The organism is [Actinomadura] parvosata subsp. kistnae, assembly GCF_900323885.1.
Taxonomy (GTDB): Bacteria; Actinomycetota; Actinomycetes; order Streptosporangiales; family Streptosporangiaceae; genus Nonomuraea; species Nonomuraea composti.
Genome location: NZ_OOHJ01000018.1, coordinates 2746880 through 2766275, shown reverse-complemented (window position 1 = coordinate 2766275; position 19396 = coordinate 2746880). Strand labels below are relative to the sequence as shown.

Here is a 19396-nt window from a genome sequence, read left to right as displayed (position 1 = left end):
GGTAACCTGCTGGGTCATGCGGCTCCGTAACCGCTACCTCCTGGTCTCCCGCATCGCCACAGGCGGTATGGGAGAGGTGTGGCGTGCCCGTGACGAACTGCTCGGGCGCGAAGTGGCGGTGAAGATTCTGCGCAGCCACATCTACGCCGACCCGTCGTTCCGCGAACGGTTCCGCAACGAGGCGCGGCTGACGGCCGCCCTCGCCGACCCCGGCATCGCGCAGATCTTCGACTACGGCGAGCAGAGCGACCTGGCCTACCTCGTCATGGAGCTGGTGCACGGCGAGCCGCTGTCGGCCATCCTGGCGCGCAACGGAGCCATCGGGCCGGAGGTGGCGCTCGACGTGGTGCACCAGACGGCCAGGGCGCTGCACGCGGCCCACTCGGCGGGCATCATCCACCGCGACATCAAGCCGGGCAACCTGCTCGTCACCTCCGAGGGCACGATCAAGGTCACCGACTTCGGCATCGCGCGGGCCCTGGAGGCGGCGCCGGTGACGCAGACCGGCACCGTGCTGGGCACGGCCCAGTACGTCAGCCCCGAGCAGGCGCAGGGCTTCCCGCTCACGCCCGCGACCGACCTCTACTCCCTCGGCGTGGTGGCCTACGAGTGCCTGGCCGGGCGCACGCCGTTCCGTGGCGACAGCCAGGTGGCGATCGCGCTGCAGCACCTCAACGAGCAGCCGCCGCCGCTCGGCGTGGACGTGCCCGCGCCGGTGCGGGAGCTGGTCATGGCGCTGCTGGCCAAGGAGCCGGAGCGGCGGCCCGCCTCGGCGCTGGAGGCGGCCGACCGGGCGTACGTGCTGCGTGAGGCGCTGGCGGGCGCCGATCAGGGCGTCCAGCAGGGCGCCGAGCTGAGCATGCTGACCGACCCGGCCGGTTTCCGCGTCCGGGAGCCGGCGCCCGAGGACGAGCGGCAGACCGACGACCTCGCCCCGGCCACCACCGTGCAGGCGCGGCCGTCGGGCGGGCGCAAGGGGGCCAGGACGCTGGCGCTGGTGGCCACCGCGGGCTGCGTGGCCGCGGTGGGGCTGGCGGCGGTGACGTTCGCCGACCGCGAGCAGTCGCGGGCGACGCCGGAGGTGGCCGAGCCGTCACAGACGCCGTCGGTCACGGTCACGCCCACGCAGGCACGGGTGCGGCCGACGAAGACCAAGACGCGGACGCGCAGACCCTCGGCGGTTCCGGTGAAGTCGACGAACCCTATACCCTCACCGTCGGCTACGGTAAGCAAGTCGGCTACTCCCACCAAGAAGCCGACGCCGAAACCAACCCGAACCACCACCACCCGGACCCCTACACCCACCCCGACGACCCCAACGCCCACCACTACACCGACAACGCCGACACCCACCGCCTCGCCGGACCCGGGTGATACGAACCCGCCCAAGGAGGAGACGTGATGCGCCATGGGGTCGATGATGGACACCGGCGGCCCCCCCGAGCAGGCCGGTACCCAAGATGAACGGTAAGGGACAGTGCAGGAAATGACTCAGCCTCGGCTACTCGGAGGTCGCTACGAGCTCGACGGCGTCGTCGGGCGCGGCGGCATGGCCGAGGTGTATCGCGCCCGAGACATCCGGCTGGACCGCATAGTCGCGATCAAGACCCTCCGCTCCGACCTGGCGCGCGACCACACCTTCCAGGCCCGGTTCCGCCGTGAGGCGCAGTCGGCGGCCTCCCTCAACCACCCGGCCGTCGTGGCGGTCTACGACACCGGCGAGGACGTCACCGACGGCACCCCCGTGCCGTACATCGTCATGGAGTACGTCGACGGCCGCACGCTGCGCGACCTGCTGCGCCAGGACCGGCGGCTGCTGCCCGAGCGGGCCGTGGAGCTGGTCGACGGCATCCTGCGCGCGCTCGACTACAGCCACCGCGGCGGCATCGTGCACCGCGACATCAAGCCGGCCAACGTGATGATCACGCGCGCGGGCGACGTCAAGGTGATGGACTTCGGCATCGCGCGCGCGATGGCCGACTCCGCGGCCACGATGACGCAGACCGCCCAGGTGATCGGCACCGCCCAGTACCTGTCTCCCGAGCAGGCGCGCGGCGAGCGGGTCGACGCGCGCAGCGACATCTACTCCACCGGTTGCGTGCTGTACGAGCTGCTCACCGGCCAGCCGCCGTTCACCGGCGACTCCCCGGTCGCGATCGCCTACCAGCACGTACGCGAGGAGCCCATCCCGCCGTCCCAGATCGACCCGGAGATCCCGCAGTGGGCCGACGCCATCGTGCTCAAGGCCATGGCGAAGGACCCGGCGCACCGCTACCAGAACGCGGGCGAGATGCGGGCCGACATCCAGCGCGCCATGTCCGGCATGCCGGTCGACGCCCAGACGATGGCGATGACGGGCAACTTCAACCAGGGCACGCGCATGATGACCGCCACCCAGGCGGCGCAGGGCCCGGCCACGCAGCGCACCACCGCGGTGCCGCCGTACGAGTACGACGAGGGCGGCGGCCGGGGCGGGCGGCGCAGGGCCGGGGGCGGCGGCAACAACGCGCTCAAGACCGCGCTGTGGATCGTCATCCCGCTGCTCATCATCGGCGCGATGGTCGGCATCGGCTACGTCGTGTTCAGCGGCGGCGGTGGCACGGCGACCGAGACCCAGGTGGAGATCCCCGACCTGGCCTCGCAGGAGCGCTCCTACGCTGAGCAGCAGCTCAAGGATCTCGATCTCCAGGTGCAGGTGGTGCAGGAGGCCAGCAGCGACGTCGAGAAGAACGCCGTCATCGGCACCGACCCGAAGGCCGGCACCAAGGTCGAGAAGAAGTCCCCGGTCAAGCTGATCGTCTCCAGCGGCCCCAAGAAGGTCAAGGTGCCCGACGGCCTCGTCGGCATGCCGCAGGCCGACGCCGAGAAGGTCCTCGAGGAGGCCGGCCTGACCGGCGTCATCAAGACACGAAACTCGACCAAGCCGCAGGGCCAGGTCATCGCCACCGACCCCAAGGCCGGCACGGAGATCGAGGAGGGCGGCTCCGTCACCCTCTTCGTGCCCAAGGCGCTCAGCGAGGTGCCCAGCGTGATCGGCCTCACCCAGCAGGACGCCACGGCGCAGCTCAAGGCCGCGGGCTTCAAGGTCAAGGTCAACCCGCAGCCGTCCAACGAGGCGCCCGAGGGCACCGTCGTCCAGCAGAACCCGCCGGAGGGCACGCAGCTCGTCGCGGGCACCACCATCACGATCGTGGTGTCGACCGGCCCCGAGGAGCAGACGTCCAACCCGTTCCCGACGGACGAGCCGACCAGCGACACCCCGTCGGAGGAGCCGACCGACGACTTCCCGTCCGAGGAGCCCACCGAGGACAACCCGATCGGTGACGACGGCCTCGGCGGCGGCTTCGGCGGCTGAGGTTCCCCGTCCACGGCGAAGGGCCGCCCTCCGGGGCGGCCCTTCGTCACGTGTGGCAACAAAGAACGCCCCCGCCGCTCGGGGGCAACGGCGGGGACGCTCACTTGTACGTCGCTCTACGCGAGACGTTTGTTACACGATTCGGCGCAGCCAATTTTCGAGCAGCCGATGACCATGCTCGGACAGCACGGACTCGGGGTGGAACTGGATGCCCTCGATGGGCGCCCGGCGGTGCCGCAGGCCCATGATGACGCCGTCCTCCGTGCGGGCGGTCACGTCGAGCACGTCCGGCACGGTCTGGGGCAGCACGGCCAGCGAGTGGTAGCGGGTCATGCGCACGGGTGAGGGCAGCTCCTCGAACACGCCCTTGCCGTCGTGCGTGATGGCGCTGGTCTGCCCGTGGAAGAGCTCCGGGGCGCGGCTCACGGTGGCGCCGTAGGCCACGGCGATGGCCTGGTGGCCCAGGCAGACGCCGAGCAGCGGCCGGTTGCTCTCGGCGGCGTGGTGGACCAGCGGGACGCTCACACCGGCCGCCTCGGGCGCCCCGGGGCCCGGGCTGACGAGCACGCCGTCGAAGCCGTCGGCGTCGTGTACGCGGACGTCGTCGCGCGGCCGCACGTCGCAGTCGGCGCCGAGCTCGCGCAGGTACTGCACGATGGTGTGGACGAAACTGTCGTGGTTGTCCACCACCAGCACGCGGGTCATCTTCTCGCGGTCACCTTCTTACCGTCACCTCGTCGAGCGTCACCGCGGGCTCCAGGAGCGGGAACACCGCGTACCAGAGTACGGCCCCCGCGGCGGCGGCCAGCGCGACGGCCGTCAGGACGCGGGCGAGCGGGCGGCCGGGCAGCTTGCGCCAGAGCCAGGCGTACATGTCACTCCTCGCGGGGTTCGCTCTCCTTCAGCACGCCGTAGACGATCAGGCGCTCGGCGGCCGAGTATTCCGGATGGCAGGTGGACAGCGTGATGAAGGCCCGGATGGGGCGGATGTCGGGCTTGCCGGGCACGGGGGCGAGCACGTCGATCTCGTCGGGCCGCACGATGTCCTGGGAGGTCACGCGGTAGGTGTGGCGGGCCTCGGGGGTCTCGACCACGATCTCGTCGTCGCGTTCGAGCTCGTCGATCTCGTTGAACGGGGCCGCGTACGTGGTGCGGTGCCCCGAGAGCACGAAGTTGCCCACCTCGCCCGGCATGGCGCTGTCGGGGTAGTGGCCGGGGCCCCTCTTGAGCTGCTCGGCCCCCACGCCCTCCACCACGGCGTACTGGTAGTCGCGGCCCAGCCTGGGAATGCGCAGCATCGCCAGCGCCTGCCCCGGCCGGATGCGCTCGGCGCGCGGCTTCTTCGCGGCCAGCTCGCCCTTGAGCAACGACTGCTGGCTCTGGGTGTAGGCGCCGGTGCCCCAGAGCAGATACGCGCAGAACAGCATGAGGATCAGGCCCGCGGTGATGCTGAGCTCCCCCACGGCCCGGAGCGTGGCCCGCATGCGATCAGGTTATTCGGCGACGATGCGGGCCCCGGGGATCGCCATGTCGTGCGCGTGGCGACTATCCTGGGGCACGCTTCAACTACGCTAAAACGAAGAGCCTGTGGACGATCCGGAAGCCCAGGCCCTCAGCAGGAGTTACCCAGTGCCCAAGTCCAAGGCTCGCAAGAAGGCGGTTTACACGCCGCCGCAGAGGTCCCAGCAGGTCAAGGTCAGCCCGCGCTGGCTGGCCCCCACGATGGTCGCCGCGTGGATCATCGGCATTCTGTGGATCGCGATCTATTACGTCGCCCCACGGGCGCCGTTCTTCAGCGATCTGCAGAACTGGAACCTGCTGATCGGGTTTGTTTTCATCATCTTCGGTGTGGTTCTTTCCACCCGCTGGCGTTAGTTCTTTCCACAGCCTTTTCCACAGCCTGGGGAAGGTCAGGCAGCGGTCAGGATGGCTGACGTCCTGACAAGCACGAGCACGGCCAGCAACACCAGTGCCGCCGCGATCGCCAGCACCTGCCAGAGGGTCCTGCTGTTCTTGGGGGCGTAGGCAAGCGCCCCCGCCAGCAGTGATCCGGTGATCAGGCCACCGACGTGCCCGGTCCAGCTGATGCCCGGCACCAGGAACGTGATCGCCAGGTTGAGCGCGATGAGCACGGCCATGCCGCGCACGTCCATGTTGAGCTTGCGGCCCACCACGAACGCCGCGCCGAACAGGCCGAAGATGGCCCCTGAGGCGCCGACGGTGGGCTGGTTGAGCGGGTCGAGCCAGAGGCCGAGCACCGAGCCGCCGAGCGCGCTGATCAGATACAGGGCCGTGTAGCGGACGTGCCCGAAGGCGCGCTCCAGGTAGGGCCCGACCACGAACAGCGCCCAGCAGTTGAACAGGATGTGGAAGACGCTGCCGTGCACGAAGGCCGCGGTGATCAGGCGATGGTATTCGCCGAACACGGCCACGCCGCCCGGCCACATCGCCAGCTCGCCGGTAAGCCGATCGCCCACAAGGTATTGGGCGCCGAAGACCAGCACGTTGATGACCAAAAGCGCGTACGTCACGAACGGGGTGCGGACGACGTTGCCGCCGAACGTGGACCTGGCCTGGCGGATGCCCTTGTTGCCCTCGGCGACGCACTCGGGGCACTGGAAGCCGACCGCGGCGTCACGCATGCAGTCGGGGCAGATGGGACGCTCGCACCGCTGGCAGCGTACCCAGGTCTCCTTGTCGGGGTGGCGGTAGCACGTGGGCACCGCCTCAGCGGGCTGCTCGGGCTGCGAGGGCGGGCTCGGCGGCTGGCTGGTCATGACCGAAGCCTAAGGCTTGCGCGAGCCTGCCGCGTCGGCCCAAAACGGGCAGCGCGGGAGGGGTGGGGCAGGCGGCACCCCGGCCGGCGCCCCCGGCGGTGCGGGGGCGGGGCGGGGCGTGCGGGCCGTCAGTCCTTGATGTGGTCGATGGTGACCGACTCAAGGACGACGTCCTCCACCGGGCGGTCGCGGCGGTCGGTGCGGGTCTTGGCGATCTCGTCGACCACCTCCTGACCCTCGACGACCTCGCCGAAGATCGTGTGCTTGCCGTTGAGGTGCGGCGTCGGCACGACCGTGATGAAGAACTGCGAGCCGTTGGTGCCCTTGCCGAAGCGGATGCCGGCGTTGGCCATGGCGAGCAGGTAGGGGCGGTTGAAGTAGAGCTCGGGGTGGATCTCGTCGTCGAACTCGTAGCCGGGGCCGCCGATGCCCTGGCCGAGCGGGTCGCCGCCCTGGATCATGAAGCCGGAGATCACCCGGTGGAAGATGGTGCCGTCGTAGTAGCGGCCGGTGCTCTTCTCGCCGGTGCCCGGGTGCGTCCATTCGCGGGAGCCTTCGGCCAGCTCCACGAAGTTACGGACCGTTTTCGGGGCCTTCGTCGGGAAGAGTTCTACCTTGATATTGCCGCGGTTGGTCTGCAGGTTTGCGATCAGCTTCTCAGCCACGAGACAGCTGCCCCCCTCTATGCACAGGGTTGGTTTTGTGGTGTTTTGAGGATTATGGCCGTACGGCCTCCCGAGCCATCCTCCCATGGACGGCGATGATTGAGCCGCCTTGTCCGGGGCAGGTCAGGCTGCGGGGCCCCAACGACAGGGGAGGTTGTCGTGTCCCTGAGAATGAGAAGACGCCGCGTGGTCATGGAAGTGCCAGCCACGTGGATGGGCCGCATGAAGGCCCAGGCCATGCGAACCGGCCAGCGCATGCAGCCCATGGCGGACCAGGCCAAGGTGGCCGCCGCCCATCGCATCGAAGACGCCCGCCACTGGGCGGCGCCGCGGCTGGAATCGGCGGCGCACGGGTTCGAGGAGCAGATCGCGCCCAAGGTCAGCACCATGCTGACCAACGCGGCCCGGCGAATCGACCCGACACCGTCGCGCTCGCGGCGGTGGCCGATGCTCGTTCTGCTGACCGGTGTCGCGGTGGGAACGATCGGTTACATGTTCTACCGCCGCAACGCGCAGCAGTGGACCGAGCACATGAAGGACTCCGCCTCCGATGCCTCACGCTGGGTCAATGAGAAGGCTGAGAAGGCATCCGAGTCCGCGGACCGCATGGCCGCCAACGTGTCGAACAAGGCGGATGAGGCGTCACGCAAGATGTCGTGACCGCTGCGGCACACAGGAGGCGCGCCCCCGTGACGAGCTCTGTCACGGGGGCGCGCCTGCGCCCGGGGCCGATGACCGCTTGCGGCGCGAGGTTGCCGCGTGAGCGCCTGGGACGCCCGGCTGACGCGTGACCGCTTGCGGCGCCTGGTTGACGTCCGACCAAGCGCTTGTTAGAACACCGGGCATGGCGCTGTCACCGCTCGACGACTACCCCGTCCACCAGGCCGCCCAGGTCATGCGGCACGTGACCACCGGAGACCGCAACTTCTACGACCGCTACTACTTCAACTGCCACGCCGCCTCCGACGAGCTCATGCTGATCGTCGGCCTCGGCCAGTACCCCAACCTGGGCGTCACCGACGCGTTCGCCTGCGTGCGCACCCCCGACCTGCACCGCGTCGTCCGCGCCTCGCGCGAGCTGGGCGCCGACCGGATGGACACCCGGGTCGGGCCGTTCCGCGTCGAGGTCGTCGAGGGGCTCAAGCGGCTCAGGGTGGTCCTGGAGCCGAACGAGCACGGCCTGTCGTTCGACCTCCTGTGGGAGGGCACGATCCCGGCCGTGCTGGAGCCACGGCACTTCCTGCGGTGGCAGGAGCGGGTGGTGTTCGACTCGGTACGGATGGCGCAGACCGGGCAGTGGTCCGGCCACATCAGGCTCGGCGAGAGCGACTTCCCCGTCACGCCCGACCGCTGGATGGGCACCAGGGACCGGTCATGGGGCATCAGGCCCGTCGGCGAGCCGGAGCCGCCCGGGATCATGGCCAAGAACTCCGGGACGTTCTACTGGCTCTACGCGCCGATGCGCTTCGACGACCACGCCATCCTGTGCATCGTCCAGGAGGACGAGCGCGGGCGGCGGCTGCTGGAGGAGGCCGTGCGCGTGTGGTCCGACGGCCGCGAGGAGGAGTACCTCGGCAGACCGGAGTACCGCCCGGTCTACGCCCCCGGCACCCGCGACGTCGTCGAGGCCACCATCGCGTTCGCGCCGCCCGGCGGCAAGCCGTTCGACGTGCGCTGCACGCCGCTGCTGCCGGTCCATCTCATGGTCGGCACCGGCTACGGGCTGGAGCAGGAGTGGCGCCACGGGATGTACCAGGGGGCGGGGCCCGTCGTGCAGGGCGTGACGTACCGGCTGCCCGACGACGCCGCCAGGATGTGGGGGCTGGTGGACGCCGTCGGGCGTTTCGAGTACGACGGGCTCGTGGGCCACGGGCTCTTCGAGTACTGGGCGCTGGGGCCGCACCCGTCGTTCCCGGGCTGAGCCGCTACTCGGGCTTCTTGCAGATGATCTTGACGGTCTTGGCCGGGCCGTCCTCGCCCGGAGCCGTGGCCACGACGGGCGCGCCGCCCTCAGCGGCGGGCTCGGCGGGCTTCGCCTTGACGATGTCACCGGCCGCGACCAGCTTCTCGATCTCCTCCTGCGAGAGCTTCTTCACCTTGGAGAACTTCTCGGCCTCCTCGGGCGAGAGCGGCTCGGCCTTCTTGACCGCCACGCCCCCGTCGGGAAGCTTCTCGACCTGCACGGTGTCGCTGTCGGCCAGGTGCGTCACCTTGCCGTCGGGCCCGACCACGACGCCCCCCTTGCCGCCTTCCTTGGCCGGCAGCGCCGGGGTCATCTCGATGGTCTTGCCGTCCTCGGTCGTGCAGGTCACCTTCGTGCCCGCGGTCGGGGACGGCTCGTCGGCCATGGCGGAGCCCGCCAGGCCGGTGATCGCGAGCACCGCGACCGCACCGAGCACCGCGAGACGACGCTTGAACATGGATTCTCCTCACTCGGGACTGACGTTCGCCCCCGAGGATGGCCGCCCGTACCTGAAGTGATCCTGAAGAGCACCGAAATGATCTTCAGGTTGGCTTTAGGTGCGCTACGGCACCCTGGAGCGCGTGCGAGTGTTACTGGTGGAGGACGAGGAGCGCCTGGCCGACCTGGTCAAGGGCGGCCTGGCGGGCGAGGGCTTCGCGGTGGACGTGGCCCACGACGGGCGCGACGGGCTGTGGATGGCCACCGAGAACACCTACGACGTGATCGTCCTGGACGTGATGCTGCCCAGGCTCAACGGGTACGCGGTCTGCGCCAAGCTGCGCGAGGCCGGCGACTGGACGCCGATCATGATGCTCACGGCCAAGGACGGCATCTACGACGAGGCCGAGGCCCTGGACAACGGGGCCGACGACTACCTGGCCAAGCCCTTCTCGTACGTGGTGCTGCTGGCCAGGCTGCGCGCGCTGGTGCGGCGCGGCGGGCGCGAGCGGCCGGTGTCGATCAGCGTCGGCGACCTCGTGATCGACCCGGCGGGGCTGCGCTGCCGCAGGGGCGAGGCGGACATCCAGCTCACGCCGAAGGAGTTCGCGGTGCTGCACGCGCTGGCGCGCCGGGCCGGCGAGGTGGTCTCCAAGCAGGACCTGCTGGCGCAGGCGTGGGACTTCTCCTACGACGGCGATCCGAACATCGTCGAGGTCTACATCAGCGCGCTGCGCCGCAAGATCGACGTGCCGTTCGGCAGGACCACGCTCATGACGGTGCGCGGCGCCGGCTACCGGCTGGAGGCGGCGTGAGGCGCTGGGAGTGGCTGGTGACCGGGGTGTCGTCGGTGCGGGTGCGGGCGACGGCGGCGGCGACGCTGGTGGTGGCGCTGGCCCTGGGGCTGGCGGCGCTGATCCTGGTGCTGGCGCTGCGCGGCTCCCTGGTGAGCAGCGCCGACGCCGAGGCGGCCAAGAAGGCCATGGCGGCGGCCCCGTACGCGCAGACGATCGAGATCAAGAAGGCCGACGACGAGGGGGTGCGACCGGTGACGCCGGCCTCGCCGGCGCAGACCGCCCCGCTCGTCTCCGGCAAGGACGGCGAGGTCTACACCAACGACGGCAAGGTGGTGCGGCTGGCCGACCCCGACCTCCTGGTCACCAAGAAGAAGGCCGTGGAGACGCAGGCGTGGGCGGCCCCCGGCGAGTACGCGGTCGCCGGCGTCGAGGTGGCCACCGCGAACGGGCCCGCCACGCTGCTGGCCAGGGTCTCCCTGGACAGCGTGCAGCAGGCGTTGCAGACCCTGTACCAGACGCTGCTGCCCGGCGTGCCGGCGCTGCTGGTCGTGGTGGCCGCGATGACCTGGCTCTCCGTGGGCCGCGCGCTCGGCCCCGTGGCGGCGATCAGGGCCAAGGTGGCCGACATCACCGCCCGCGACCTGAACCAGCGGGTGCCCGTCCCGCGCTCCAGGGACGAGATCGCCGCGCTCGCGACCACCGTGAACGGCACCCTCGACCGGCTGGAGACGGCCGTGGAGCGGCACAAGAGGTTCGTCGCCGACGCCGCGCACGAGCTGCGCAGCCCCATCGCGACGCTGCGGGCCCGGCTGGAGCTGGCCGAGCCGAGCGAGCTGACCAAGGAGGCGCTGGCCGACGTGGAGCGGCTGCAGTCGCTGGCGGCCGACCTGCTCATGCTGGCCAAGCTGGACGCGGGCGAGCCGCTGCGCGCGACCGAGCTGGACCTGGGGCAGGTGGCCGCCGAGGCGGCGCTGCGGGCCAGGCGGCGGCCGGAGGTGCGGGTGGAGCTGGACGTCGAGCCCGACGTGGTGATGCGCGGGTCGAGCGCGCACCTCGACCGCCTGGTGACGAACCTGGCCGACAACGCCGTCCGGCACGCCGCCGCGACCGTACGGGTGCGCGTGGCCGCCGAGGACGGGCAGGCGGTGCTGGAGGTGTCGGACGACGGGCCGGGCATCCCGCCCGAGAAGCGGGAGGCGGTGTTCGGCCGGTTCACCCGGCTCGACGAGGCGCGGGCCAGGGACGCGGGCGGCGCCGGGCTGGGGCTGCCGATCGCGCGGGACATCGCGCACCTGCACGGGGGCTCGCTGGTGTACGGCGACGCGGGGTTCGTCGCCCGCTTCCCCCTCGGCGCGACTCAGGCGTCGAGCTGAAGGAAGGCGCGGGCGATCGCCTGCCGGGAGACGTCCTCCGGGTAGGGAAAGGAGGTGATCACGTCGCGCAGCCCCTCGACGTGGGCCCGCTTGGCCAGGTCGGCGACCAGGGCCAGCTCGTCGTGCTGCCGGGCCACGTACGACCGGTCGACCACGGCGCCGTGCCCCGGCACGATCACCTGCTCGGGCATCTCGGCGAGCATCGCCGCCAGCGTGCCCGGCCAGTCGAGCGGGTAGGAGTCGCCGAACGCGGGCGGCGCCCCCTCCTCCACCAGGTCACCGGCGAACACCACGCCCGCGTCGGGCACCTGCGCCACCACGTCGTTGCTGCTGTGCCCGAGCCCGAAGTGCCGCAGGTTGACGATGCGCCCGCCGATGTCGAGCCCGGCGGCCACGGTGAAGGTGTGGTCGGGCGGCACGATCGCCACCTCCTCCATCTCCTGGCGCCGCTCGGGGCGGTACTCGATGATGCCGGCGCGGTGCTGCTCGCCGTACTGCTCGATCTCCTCGGCGCACCTGGCGTGGCCCCAGATCTCGGCGCCGCCGAAGAGCGCGTTGCCGAAGTAGTGGTCGAAGTGGGAGTGGGTGTTGACGACCGTCCAGGGGAAGGCGGTGATCGTCCTGATGGCCTCGATCAGGTCGGCGGCCTCCTGGTGCGAGCCGCGGGTGTCCAGCACCAGGCAGTGCCCGTCGCCCACGATGAGCCCGGTGTTCACGCCGAACGACCGATGACGCCGGACGTACACCCGGTCGCCTACCTCCTGCCACTGCTCGTTCATGGCACCCGACTCTAACTTTTGCTCCTACTTTTAGGATCGTCGCATGGCATATGACTTCCAGGTCGTCATCGACTCGGGCGACCCGCACCCCCTTGCCGACTGGTGGGCCGACGCGCTCGGCTGGCAGGTCGAGGCGCAGGACGAGGCGTTCATCAGGGAGTTGATCGACAAGGGGCACGCCTCCGCCGACGACACGACCACGCACAACGGCGCGCTGGTGTGGAAGGCCGGCGCGGCCATCAGGCATCCCGACGGCCTCGAACGGGCGCCGCGCGTGCTGTTCCAGCTCGTGCCCGAGCCGAAGACGGTCAAGAACCGCGCGCACCTCGACATCCGGGTCGGGGCGGGCAACATCGAGGCGGAGGTCGCCCGGCTGACCGCCAAGGGCGCCAAGGAGCTGCACCGGGGCCGCCAGGGGCCCAACTGGTGGGTCACGCTCGCCGACCCGGAGGGCAACGAGTTCTGCGTGTCCTGAGGGTCAGCTCCGCAGGTACGCCAGCACCGCCAGCACCCTGCGGTGCCCGTCGGAGGCGGGCGGCAGGTCGAGCTTGGCGAAGATGTTGGCGATGTGCTTGGCGACGGCCGCCTCGGTGACGTGCAGGTGCCTGGCGATCGAGGCGTTGGCGCGGCCCTCGGCGATCAGGCCCAGCACCTCCAGCTCGCGGGGGGTGAGCCTGGCCAGGGGGTCGCGCCGCCGGCTGAGGAGCTGGCGCACCACCTCGGGGTCCACGACCGTGCCGCCGGCGGCTACGCGGCCGAGGGCGTCCACGAACTCGCGTACGTCACCGATGCGGTCCTTCAGCAGGTAGCCGACGCCGGCGCCGCCGCCCGACTCCAGCAGCTCGGCCGCGTAGGTCTGCTCGACGTACTGGCTGAGCACCAGCACGGCCAGCTCCGGGTGGCGGGCGCGCAGCTCCAGCGCGGCGCGCAGGCCCTCGTCGGAGTAGCCGGGCGGCATGCGCACGTCGGTCACGACCGCGTGGGGGCGGTGCTCGGTGACGGCCTCGACCAGGGCCGGCGCGTCGCCGACGGCGGCGGCGACGGTGTGGCCGAAGCGTTCGAGCAGGCCGGCCAGGCCCTCGCGGAGCAGGACGGCGTCCTCGGCGATCACCACACGCACGTTGCCCCCTTGGCTGTCAGCACGGGATCTCCGCTCGCAGGCGGGTCGGGCCGCCGGGCGGGCTCGACAGGGACAGTCTGCCCTCGACCACGGCCAGCCGGTCCGCCAGGCCCGTCAGCCCCGTCCCCCTGGCCGGGTCGGCCCCTCCCGTGCCGTCGTCGCACACCTCGACGACGAGCGTGCCGCGCTCGACCAGCCCCGTGACGGTCGCCCGGGTGGCGCCGCCGTGCTTGGCGAGGTTCGTCAGGGCCTCGGTGACCACGTAGTACGCGGTCACCTCGACCGGTGCGGGCAGCCGTCCCGGCAGGTCGACGCGCACGTCCACGGGCACGGGCGAGCGCCCCGCCACGTCGTGGACGGCGGCGGCCAGCCCCCGGTCGGTGAGCACCTGGGAGTGCACGCCCCTGATCAGCTCGCGCAGCTCGGCCAGCGCCCGCTTGGCCTCGTCGTGGGCCAGCGCGACCAGGCGGGCCGGCTCGGAGCCCGCGGGCAGGTCCAGGCCGGCCATCCCGAGCGCCATGGACAGCGAGACGAGCCGCTGCTGGGCGCCGTCGTGCAGGTCCCGCTCGATCCTGCGGCGTTCCAGCTCGAACGCGTCCACCAGCCGCGCCCGCGACCGCAGCACCTCTTCGAGCTCCGAGCCCGCCGGCGCGAGGATCGCGCGCACCATCGCGCCGCGCGCGCCCGCCCAGGCGGTGATCGTGTACGCGGCGACGGGCAGCAGCAGGAGGCCCGCGACGACGGCCAGGGCGCCGGCGAGCGGCGTCAGCTCCTCCTGCAGCACCGGCGACAGGGCCAGGACCACCGGGCCGCCGATCGTGAACGCCAGCATGACCAGGTCGATCCACCACAGCGCGAGCAACGTCATGATCACCAGCCCGGCCTCGCGCCCGCGCCGGTGGGGCGCCCCTGGCACGGGGACGGGGTCCACGAGACGCAGGCGCAGCCGCTCGAAGGGGGCGATCACCACGATGCTCAGCGCCAGCGCGGCCAGGCCGGCGACGACCGCCAGGGCCGGGCCGAGCAGCGCACCGCTCGCCGCGGCCGCCACGACGAGCCCGGCGGCCACGCCCGGCACCGCGCCGGCCGCCAGGTACGCCGCGCCGCGCCACGGCCAGGAGGAGCCGAGGAACGGCAGCGGGCGCCTGGTCAGGGCTTCGAGCGCGGTCCGGTCGATCACGCTTGTGACCGTATCGGCCGAGCTCAGGGCAGGTCAGTAGTGCTGGGGCTAGCTTTCCTCACCTGGGCAGGCCGCCGGACGTAGGGCAGCACCCCGATCTGGAACGCGTCCTCGTAGATGATCGTGCCGGGGTCGGGCGAGCGCACGACGTCGTACGGGACGGCGTACCGGCGCAGCAGGTCCTCCAGCGGCGCGAGCGCGGCGATGAGGGCGGCCGCGCCGGGCTTGAACCAGGGGACGGCGCGGACGGTGTTGCCGTCCGCGTAGAAGGGCGGGTACGGCAGCCGCGCGATGAACCAGCCGTCCACCTCGGTGAACAACCGGTCGTCGGCCGGGGTGAGCCGGCCGGCGCGGCGAAGGTGGTGACAGGCGGCGAAGATGCCCACGGGCACGCCGAGCCGTCCGTAATAGCGGACCTGGAACCGTACGTAGGGGCCGCCGTCGCCTTCGCGCAGGGGTTTCCGGCTTCCATGAGTCACATGGCAGGGTTTACCCCGTCTGATCGCGGCGCCCACGAAAGACCCACCCCGCGGACACGCTTGTCGAACGCCGGGGTCAGGCGTTCGCGGTGCCCCGCCGGCCGAACTGGTCCGCCACCGCGTCGAACACCGGCACCGCCGCGGCCAGGTCCGCGACCTGCGCCTTCGGCAGGCCGAGCTGCGGGTCGAAGCACTCGAACCCGGACTCGCGCTCCACCACGGACGCCACCTCGTACAGCAGCCCGACGACCCGCCTGGCCTCCGCGCCGTGCGTCCAGTAGGGGACGCTCATCTCCCAGCCGCCCTCCCAGTGGTTCACGGAGATGCCGGTGCCCTCGTGGTCGAGCTCCCAGTTGGGCGGGTACTCGACGATGCGGACCTCGCCGAGCAGGTCGCGGGTGCCGGTCACGATGTTGCCCCAGGCCGTCAGGTCGGGCTGCCGCGTGACGGGGACCGCGTCCAGCGCGTCGTCCCAGGACTGGCCGGGGTCGCGGCGATAGAAGTACAGGTCGTAGCTCATGGTGGACGAAGGCTACTACCGATCTTGGCTGCCGGGGCGGAAGTCGAGGCCGTCGAACGTCCCCGAGCTTCGCCAGCCGTCGATGAAGGCGAAGTAGGCCATCGCCCCGTGCGGGTGGCCGACGCCGAGCCAGCTCTTCCTGCCCGGGTCCTGGCCCTCGTTGTTGTAGTAGCCCGGCGTGCAGTCCTGGGAGCCCAGCAGGCGGCCCGTCCCCGACAGGAGGAACTCCACCCAGGCGTCCTCGGCCTCCTTCGTGGGCTCGACCTCCGCGTACCCGTGGTCGAGCGCGTGCCGGACGGTCACGGCGATGGTCCGGCCCGCCTCCGTCAGGTTGTGCGGGATGTTGGAGATGAGGTTGGCGCCCTGCGTCGGCTGGACGAGGAAGGCGTTGGGGAAGCCGTGCACGTGGACGCCGTGCAGCGTGCGCATGCCGTCGGCCCAGTGCTCCGACAGCCGCACCCCGCCCCGCCCGGTCAGGTCGTAGCCGGCGCGGCGGGTCCAGTCGGTGCCGACCTCGAAGCCCGAGGCGTAGATGACGCAGTCCACCTCGTACTCCTTGCCCGCCACCACCACGCCCCGCTCCGTGATGCGCTCGACGCCCTTGCCGCCCGTGTCGACCAGGTGCGTGTTGGGGCGGTTGTACGCCTGGAGGTACTCGTCGTGGAAGCAGGGGCGCTTGCAGAGCTGGCGGTACCACGCCTTCAGGGCGCGCGCCGTCTCCGGGTCCTCGACGACGGCGTCCACGCGGGCGCGGATCTCCTCCATCTTCTCGAAGTCGGCGTCCTCGAAGGCGGCCAGCATGCTCTCCTGCGTCAGCTCCTCCGGCCGCAACTGCTTGATCTTGGCGCGGAAGCGGCGGGAGATGTCCGTCCAGCCGTCCATGACCAGGTCCTCCTCGACCTCGGCGCCGGTCTGGTTGGCCGTGAAGTTCTCCAGCCAGCGCTGCTGCCAGCCGGGCGTCGCGATCGAGGCGAACCACTCGGGGTCGGTGGGCCGGTTGTCGCGCACGTCCACCGACGAGGGCGTGCGCTGGAAGACGTACAGCTCGCCGCAGGCCCTGGCCAGGTGCGGCACGCACTGCACGGCCGTGGCGCCGGTGCCGATGACGGCCACCCGCTTGTCGGCCAGCCGGTCCATGGGCGCGCCGGTGGGGTCGCCGCCCGTGTACGCGTAGTCCCAGCGGCTGGTGTGGAAGGCGTGGCCGCGGAAGTCGTCGATGCCGGGGATGCCGGGCAGCTTGGGCACGTGCAGCGGGCCGATGCCCATGGCGACGAACCGGGCGGTGAACGCGTCGCCGCGGTTCGTCCTGACCAGCCAGCGGGAGCGCGTTTCGTCCCAGGTGAGGTCGGTGACCTCGGTGTGGAAGAGGGCGTTGTCGTAGAGGCCGTAGTGCTTGCCGATGCGGCGGCAGTGCTCCAGGATCTCGGGCGCGTGCGCGTACTTCTCGGTCGGCATGTGGCCGGTCTCTTCCAGCAGCGGCAGGTAGATGTACGAGGCCGTGTCGCACTGCGCGCCCGGGTAGCGGTTCCAGTACCAGGTGCCGCCGAAGTCGCCGCCCTTCTCCACGATGCGCACGTCCTCGACCCCGGCCTCCTTCAGCCGGGCGCCGGTGACGAGCCCGGCGAAGCCGCCCCCGATGAACGCGACCGTCACGTGGTCGGTCCTCGGGGCGCGCTCGGTCAGCGGCGTGTACGGGTCGTCGAGGTAGTGGGCGAAGCGGCCGGTGAGGCGGAGGTACTGGTCGTTGCCGTCCGGGCGCAGCCGCTTGTCGCGTTCCTCGCGGTAGCGGCGGCGCAGGGCTTCCTTGTCGATGGTCATGAAGGTCCTCCGCGAGCGGCGACGGCAGCAATTTCAGAATGTCATTCGGTAATGGTGCCGACAAGGGGACCCGCCCGCCGTCTCCCCGACCGCTGACCGGGATGTCCACTATTGTGGGGTGCCGGACACACGAGGAAGCGGATCTGCCTTGGCCCATCGCGCACTGGTCATCGCCATGTTGCCGGCGATCGGGCTGCGGGTGCTCGCGGTGCTCGGCTTCCCGCCCGCGATCCTCTTCTACGGCGACTCCTTCGCGTTCATGAAGGAGGAGCTGACCCCCGGCACCGCCCGCCCCTCCGGCTACTCCCTACTGCTCGCGCTCCTGCGGCCCGCCCACAGCCTCACGCTGGTCACGGTCCTGCAGCACCTGCTGATGCTCGGGCTCGCCGTCGCCCTGTACGCGCTGCTGCGCCGCCGCGGCCTGCCCGGCTGGGGCGCCGCCCTGCTGGTCACGCCCCTGCTCTACGACGAGTTCATGATCCTGCTCGAGCACATGATCATGGCGGACGCCGTCTTCGTCGTGCTCGTCACCGCCGCCGTCGCGCTGATCGTCTGGCGCGTCACCCCCGCCACCGCCGCCGTCGGCGGCATGCTGCTCGGCCTGGCCGGCATCACCAGGACCGTCGGCCTGCCGCTGCTCATCCTGACCGCCGCCTACCTGCTGATCAGGCGCTACGGGTGGCGCCCCCTCGTGGCGCTGCTCGTCGCCGGGGCCATCCCGCTCGGCGCGTACGCGACCTGGATGAAGGTGGAGAAGGGCAAGTTCGGCCTCACCGAGGCCGACGGGAACTTCCTGTGGTCCAGAACCATGAGCTTCGCCGACTGCGCCATCATCAAGCCGCCGGAACGGCTGGCCGTGCTGTGCCCCACCATGCCCGTCGAGCAGCGGCCCTACCCGCCGCACTGGCTGTGGGAAAGCTTCTCACCGCTGCTCAAGGTGCCCGGCACCGCCAACCGCAACCAGCTCGCCGGCGAGTTCGCCCGGCAGGCCATCCTCGCCCAGCCCGGCGCCTACCTCGGGTCGGTCGCGACCGACCTCAAGCAGCTCCTGCGCTGGGAGCGCACGGCCGCCGACGAGAAGACGCCGTACAAGCTGCCCGCCGCCGAACGGCCCATCAGCGCGTCCGTACGCGGCGTGGCCGAGGCGTACGAGGGCGGCCCGGCGGCCACCAGGGTCGTCGAGCCGTTCGCCGGCTGGCTGCGCGCCTACCAGCGCTTCGGCTACGTGCCGTTCCCGCTGCTCACCCTCGCCCTCGTCGCGACCCTCGCGGCCGCCCTGGTCAGGCGCCGCTGGGACGCGCTGCTGCCCGGCCTGGCCGCGCTCGCGCTGATCGCCTCCCCGCCCTTCCTCGCCGCCTTCGACGTCCGGTACGTCATCCCCGCGATCCCGCTGATCTGCCTGGCCGCCGGCCTCACCCTGACCCGTACCGACCGCACGGCGCCGGCCGAACCACGGGAAGCGATCAAGGTGGCGTAGCGCTGTGTTACGGTGCCGCAAGGTAACGCATCCAGGTGACGGGAAACCATGACAGAGGCCGGGCAGCCGACCGGTGACGACCTGGTCGAAATGCTCGCCGCCCTGGCCAACCCGCTACGGCTGCGCATCATCGCCCAGCTCGCCACCGGGCGCGACTACGTCAGCCACCTGGCCCGCGTCATCGGCGTCAGCCGCCCCCTGCTGCACATGCACCTGCGGCGGCTGGAGGCCGCCGGGCTCATCGCCGGCAGCCTGGAGCTGTCGGACGACGGCAAGGCCATGAAGTACTACGAGGTCACGGACTTCAGCCTGCACCTCACCGCGTCGGCGCTCGCCGAGGCGGCCAAGACACTCACGAGGCCAGAACCCGAGGAGGGCTCCTGATGTCGTACACCTGGCCCGAGGTGATCTTCTTCCTCGGGGTGCTGATCCTGGTCACCTTCCTGATCAGCATCTTCACCGTGGGCATCTTCGAATCCCGCCGCTCCAAACGACAGGCCGACGCCGCCGAGGAGCTGCGGGAGCTGGCCCGGCGGTACGAGGAGCTGGCCCGGAGCACGGCGGAGACCCAGGAACGCATCGCCGCCGACCTGGCGGAGCTGCGCAACCGTACGGCGTCGATCGAGCAGATCCTGCGGACGGTGGAGTAGCCGGT

General features: G+C 71.2%; 23 protein-coding genes. 11 read left to right on the top strand and 12 right to left on the bottom strand.

Annotated features, from left to right (window positions below; genetic code table 11):
* Positions 1-16 precede the first annotated feature (16 nt).
* Entirely contained in the window at positions 17-1402 is a 1386-nt protein-coding gene (locus KIS93_RS32880) for a serine/threonine-protein kinase (RefSeq protein WP_080044009.1), read from the top strand.
* Between the two features lie 84 nt (positions 1403-1486).
* Positions 1487-3355, top strand: coding sequence for a Stk1 family PASTA domain-containing Ser/Thr kinase (gene pknB, locus KIS93_RS32875; RefSeq protein ID WP_080044010.1), 1869 nt, complete (start codon positions 1487-1489; stop codon positions 3353-3355).
* A 132-nt stretch (positions 3356-3487) separates the two neighbouring features.
* Here the strand turns inward: pknB and KIS93_RS32870 are convergent, their stop codons facing one another.
* From KIS93_RS32870 to KIS93_RS32860, 3 genes are read right to left on the bottom strand one after another with little or no spacing between them, the layout of a single operon-like run.
* Entirely contained in the window at positions 3488-4060 is a 573-nt protein-coding gene (locus KIS93_RS32870; protein ID WP_080044011.1) for an anthranilate synthase component II, read from the bottom strand.
* Positions 4061-4070: 10 nt separating this feature from the next.
* Complete coding sequence (locus KIS93_RS32865; RefSeq protein ID WP_186404542.1) at positions 4071-4229, bottom strand: hypothetical protein; 159 nt, start codon at positions 4227-4229, stop codon at positions 4071-4073.
* Between the two features lies 1 nt (position 4230).
* Positions 4231-4839 carry a class E sortase gene (locus KIS93_RS32860; RefSeq protein WP_080044012.1) on the bottom strand — a complete coding sequence of 203 codons (609 nt, stop codon included), beginning with the start codon at positions 4837-4839 and terminating at the stop codon, positions 4231-4233.
* Positions 4840-4984: 145 nt separating this feature from the next.
* On the opposite strand from KIS93_RS32860, the gene KIS93_RS32855 reads away from it, so the two are divergent.
* The gene (locus KIS93_RS32855) at positions 4985-5230 is read left to right on the top strand and encodes a cell division protein CrgA (protein WP_080047363.1); all 246 of its coding nucleotides are present in this window, start codon (positions 4985-4987) and stop codon (positions 5228-5230) included.
* A gap of 35 nt (positions 5231-5265) precedes the next feature.
* On the opposite strand, the gene KIS93_RS32850 is transcribed toward KIS93_RS32855, so the two are convergent.
* Complete coding sequence (locus KIS93_RS32850) at positions 5266-6132, bottom strand: rhomboid family intramembrane serine protease (RefSeq protein WP_080044013.1); 867 nt, start codon at positions 6130-6132, stop codon at positions 5266-5268.
* Positions 6133-6260: 128 nt separating this feature from the next.
* Positions 6261-6797: a peptidylprolyl isomerase gene (locus tag KIS93_RS32845; RefSeq protein ID WP_080044014.1), complete on the bottom strand. Its 537-nt coding sequence runs from the start codon at positions 6795-6797 to the stop codon at positions 6261-6263.
* Between the two features lie 186 nt (positions 6798-6983).
* Between KIS93_RS32845 and KIS93_RS32840 the strand changes: the two genes are divergently transcribed.
* Entirely contained in the window at positions 6984-7457 is a 474-nt protein-coding gene (locus tag KIS93_RS32840; protein ID WP_080044015.1) for a YtxH domain-containing protein, read from the top strand.
* Positions 7458-7641: 184 nt separating this feature from the next.
* Complete coding sequence (locus KIS93_RS32835; RefSeq protein ID WP_080044016.1) at positions 7642-8718, top strand: Rv3169 family protein; 1077 nt, start codon at positions 7642-7644, stop codon at positions 8716-8718.
* Positions 8719-8722: 4 nt separating this feature from the next.
* Here KIS93_RS32835 and KIS93_RS32830 read toward each other — a convergent pair whose 3' ends face one another.
* On the bottom strand, positions 8723-9217 hold the full coding sequence (locus tag KIS93_RS32830; protein WP_080044017.1) for a hypothetical protein: 495 nt from the start codon (positions 9215-9217) through the stop codon (positions 8723-8725).
* Between the two features lie 124 nt (positions 9218-9341).
* Here KIS93_RS32830 and KIS93_RS32825 point away from each other — a divergent pair, with 124 nt between their 5' ends.
* Together KIS93_RS32825 and KIS93_RS32820 are read left to right on the top strand one after the other, a co-directional pair.
* Positions 9342-10013 carry a response regulator transcription factor gene (locus KIS93_RS32825; protein ID WP_080047364.1) on the top strand — a complete coding sequence of 224 codons (672 nt, stop codon included), beginning with the start codon at positions 9342-9344 and terminating at the stop codon, positions 10011-10013.
* Complete coding sequence (locus tag KIS93_RS32820) at positions 10010-11368, top strand: sensor histidine kinase (protein ID WP_230465694.1); 1359 nt, start codon at positions 10010-10012, stop codon at positions 11366-11368. Before KIS93_RS32825 ends, KIS93_RS32820 begins: the two co-directional genes overlap by 4 nt.
* On the opposite strand, the gene KIS93_RS32815 is transcribed toward KIS93_RS32820, so the two are convergent.
* On the bottom strand, positions 11353-12147 hold the full coding sequence (locus tag KIS93_RS32815) for an MBL fold metallo-hydrolase (RefSeq protein WP_080044018.1): 795 nt from the start codon (positions 12145-12147) through the stop codon (positions 11353-11355). The genes KIS93_RS32820 and KIS93_RS32815 overlap by 16 nt on opposite strands.
* Positions 12148-12190: 43 nt before the next feature.
* Between KIS93_RS32815 and KIS93_RS32810 the strand changes: the two genes are divergently transcribed.
* Positions 12191-12622: a VOC family protein gene (locus KIS93_RS32810; protein WP_080044019.1), complete on the top strand. Its 432-nt coding sequence runs from the start codon at positions 12191-12193 to the stop codon at positions 12620-12622.
* Positions 12623-12625: 3 nt separating this feature from the next.
* Here KIS93_RS32810 and KIS93_RS32805 read toward each other — a convergent pair whose 3' ends face one another.
* The 5 genes from KIS93_RS32805 to KIS93_RS32785 form a co-directional block, all read right to left on the bottom strand.
* Complete coding sequence (locus KIS93_RS32805) at positions 12626-13267, bottom strand: response regulator (protein ID WP_080044020.1); 642 nt, start codon at positions 13265-13267, stop codon at positions 12626-12628.
* Positions 13268-13283: 16 nt separating this feature from the next.
* Positions 13284-14447: a sensor histidine kinase gene (locus tag KIS93_RS32800; protein WP_080044021.1), complete on the bottom strand. Its 1164-nt coding sequence runs from the start codon at positions 14445-14447 to the stop codon at positions 13284-13286.
* A 23-nt stretch (positions 14448-14470) separates the two neighbouring features.
* Positions 14471-14926, bottom strand: coding sequence for a hypothetical protein (locus tag KIS93_RS32795; RefSeq protein WP_155128787.1), 456 nt, complete (start codon positions 14924-14926; stop codon positions 14471-14473).
* Positions 14927-15002: 76 nt separating this feature from the next.
* On the bottom strand, positions 15003-15446 hold the full coding sequence (locus KIS93_RS32790; RefSeq protein ID WP_080044023.1) for a hypothetical protein: 444 nt from the start codon (positions 15444-15446) through the stop codon (positions 15003-15005).
* A gap of 15 nt (positions 15447-15461) precedes the next feature.
* A complete protein-coding gene (locus tag KIS93_RS32785) occupies positions 15462-17264 on the bottom strand; it encodes a flavin-containing monooxygenase (protein WP_080044024.1) in 1803 nt (600 codons plus the stop codon).
* 148 nt (positions 17265-17412) lie between these two features.
* Here KIS93_RS32785 and KIS93_RS32780 point away from each other — a divergent pair, with 148 nt between their 5' ends.
* The 3 genes from KIS93_RS32780 to KIS93_RS32770 are packed head-to-tail and all read left to right on the top strand — an operon-like array spanning position 17413 to position 19391.
* Entirely contained in the window at positions 17413-18741 is a 1329-nt protein-coding gene (locus KIS93_RS32780) for a hypothetical protein (protein WP_080044025.1), read from the top strand.
* 48 nt (positions 18742-18789) lie between these two features.
* Entirely contained in the window at positions 18790-19125 is a 336-nt protein-coding gene (locus KIS93_RS32775; protein ID WP_080044026.1) for an ArsR/SmtB family transcription factor, read from the top strand.
* Positions 19125-19391: a hypothetical protein gene (locus KIS93_RS32770; RefSeq protein ID WP_080044027.1), complete on the top strand. Its 267-nt coding sequence runs from the start codon at positions 19125-19127 to the stop codon at positions 19389-19391. Before KIS93_RS32775 ends, KIS93_RS32770 begins: the two co-directional genes overlap by 1 nt.
* The last annotated feature ends 5 nt before the right edge of the window (positions 19392-19396 follow it).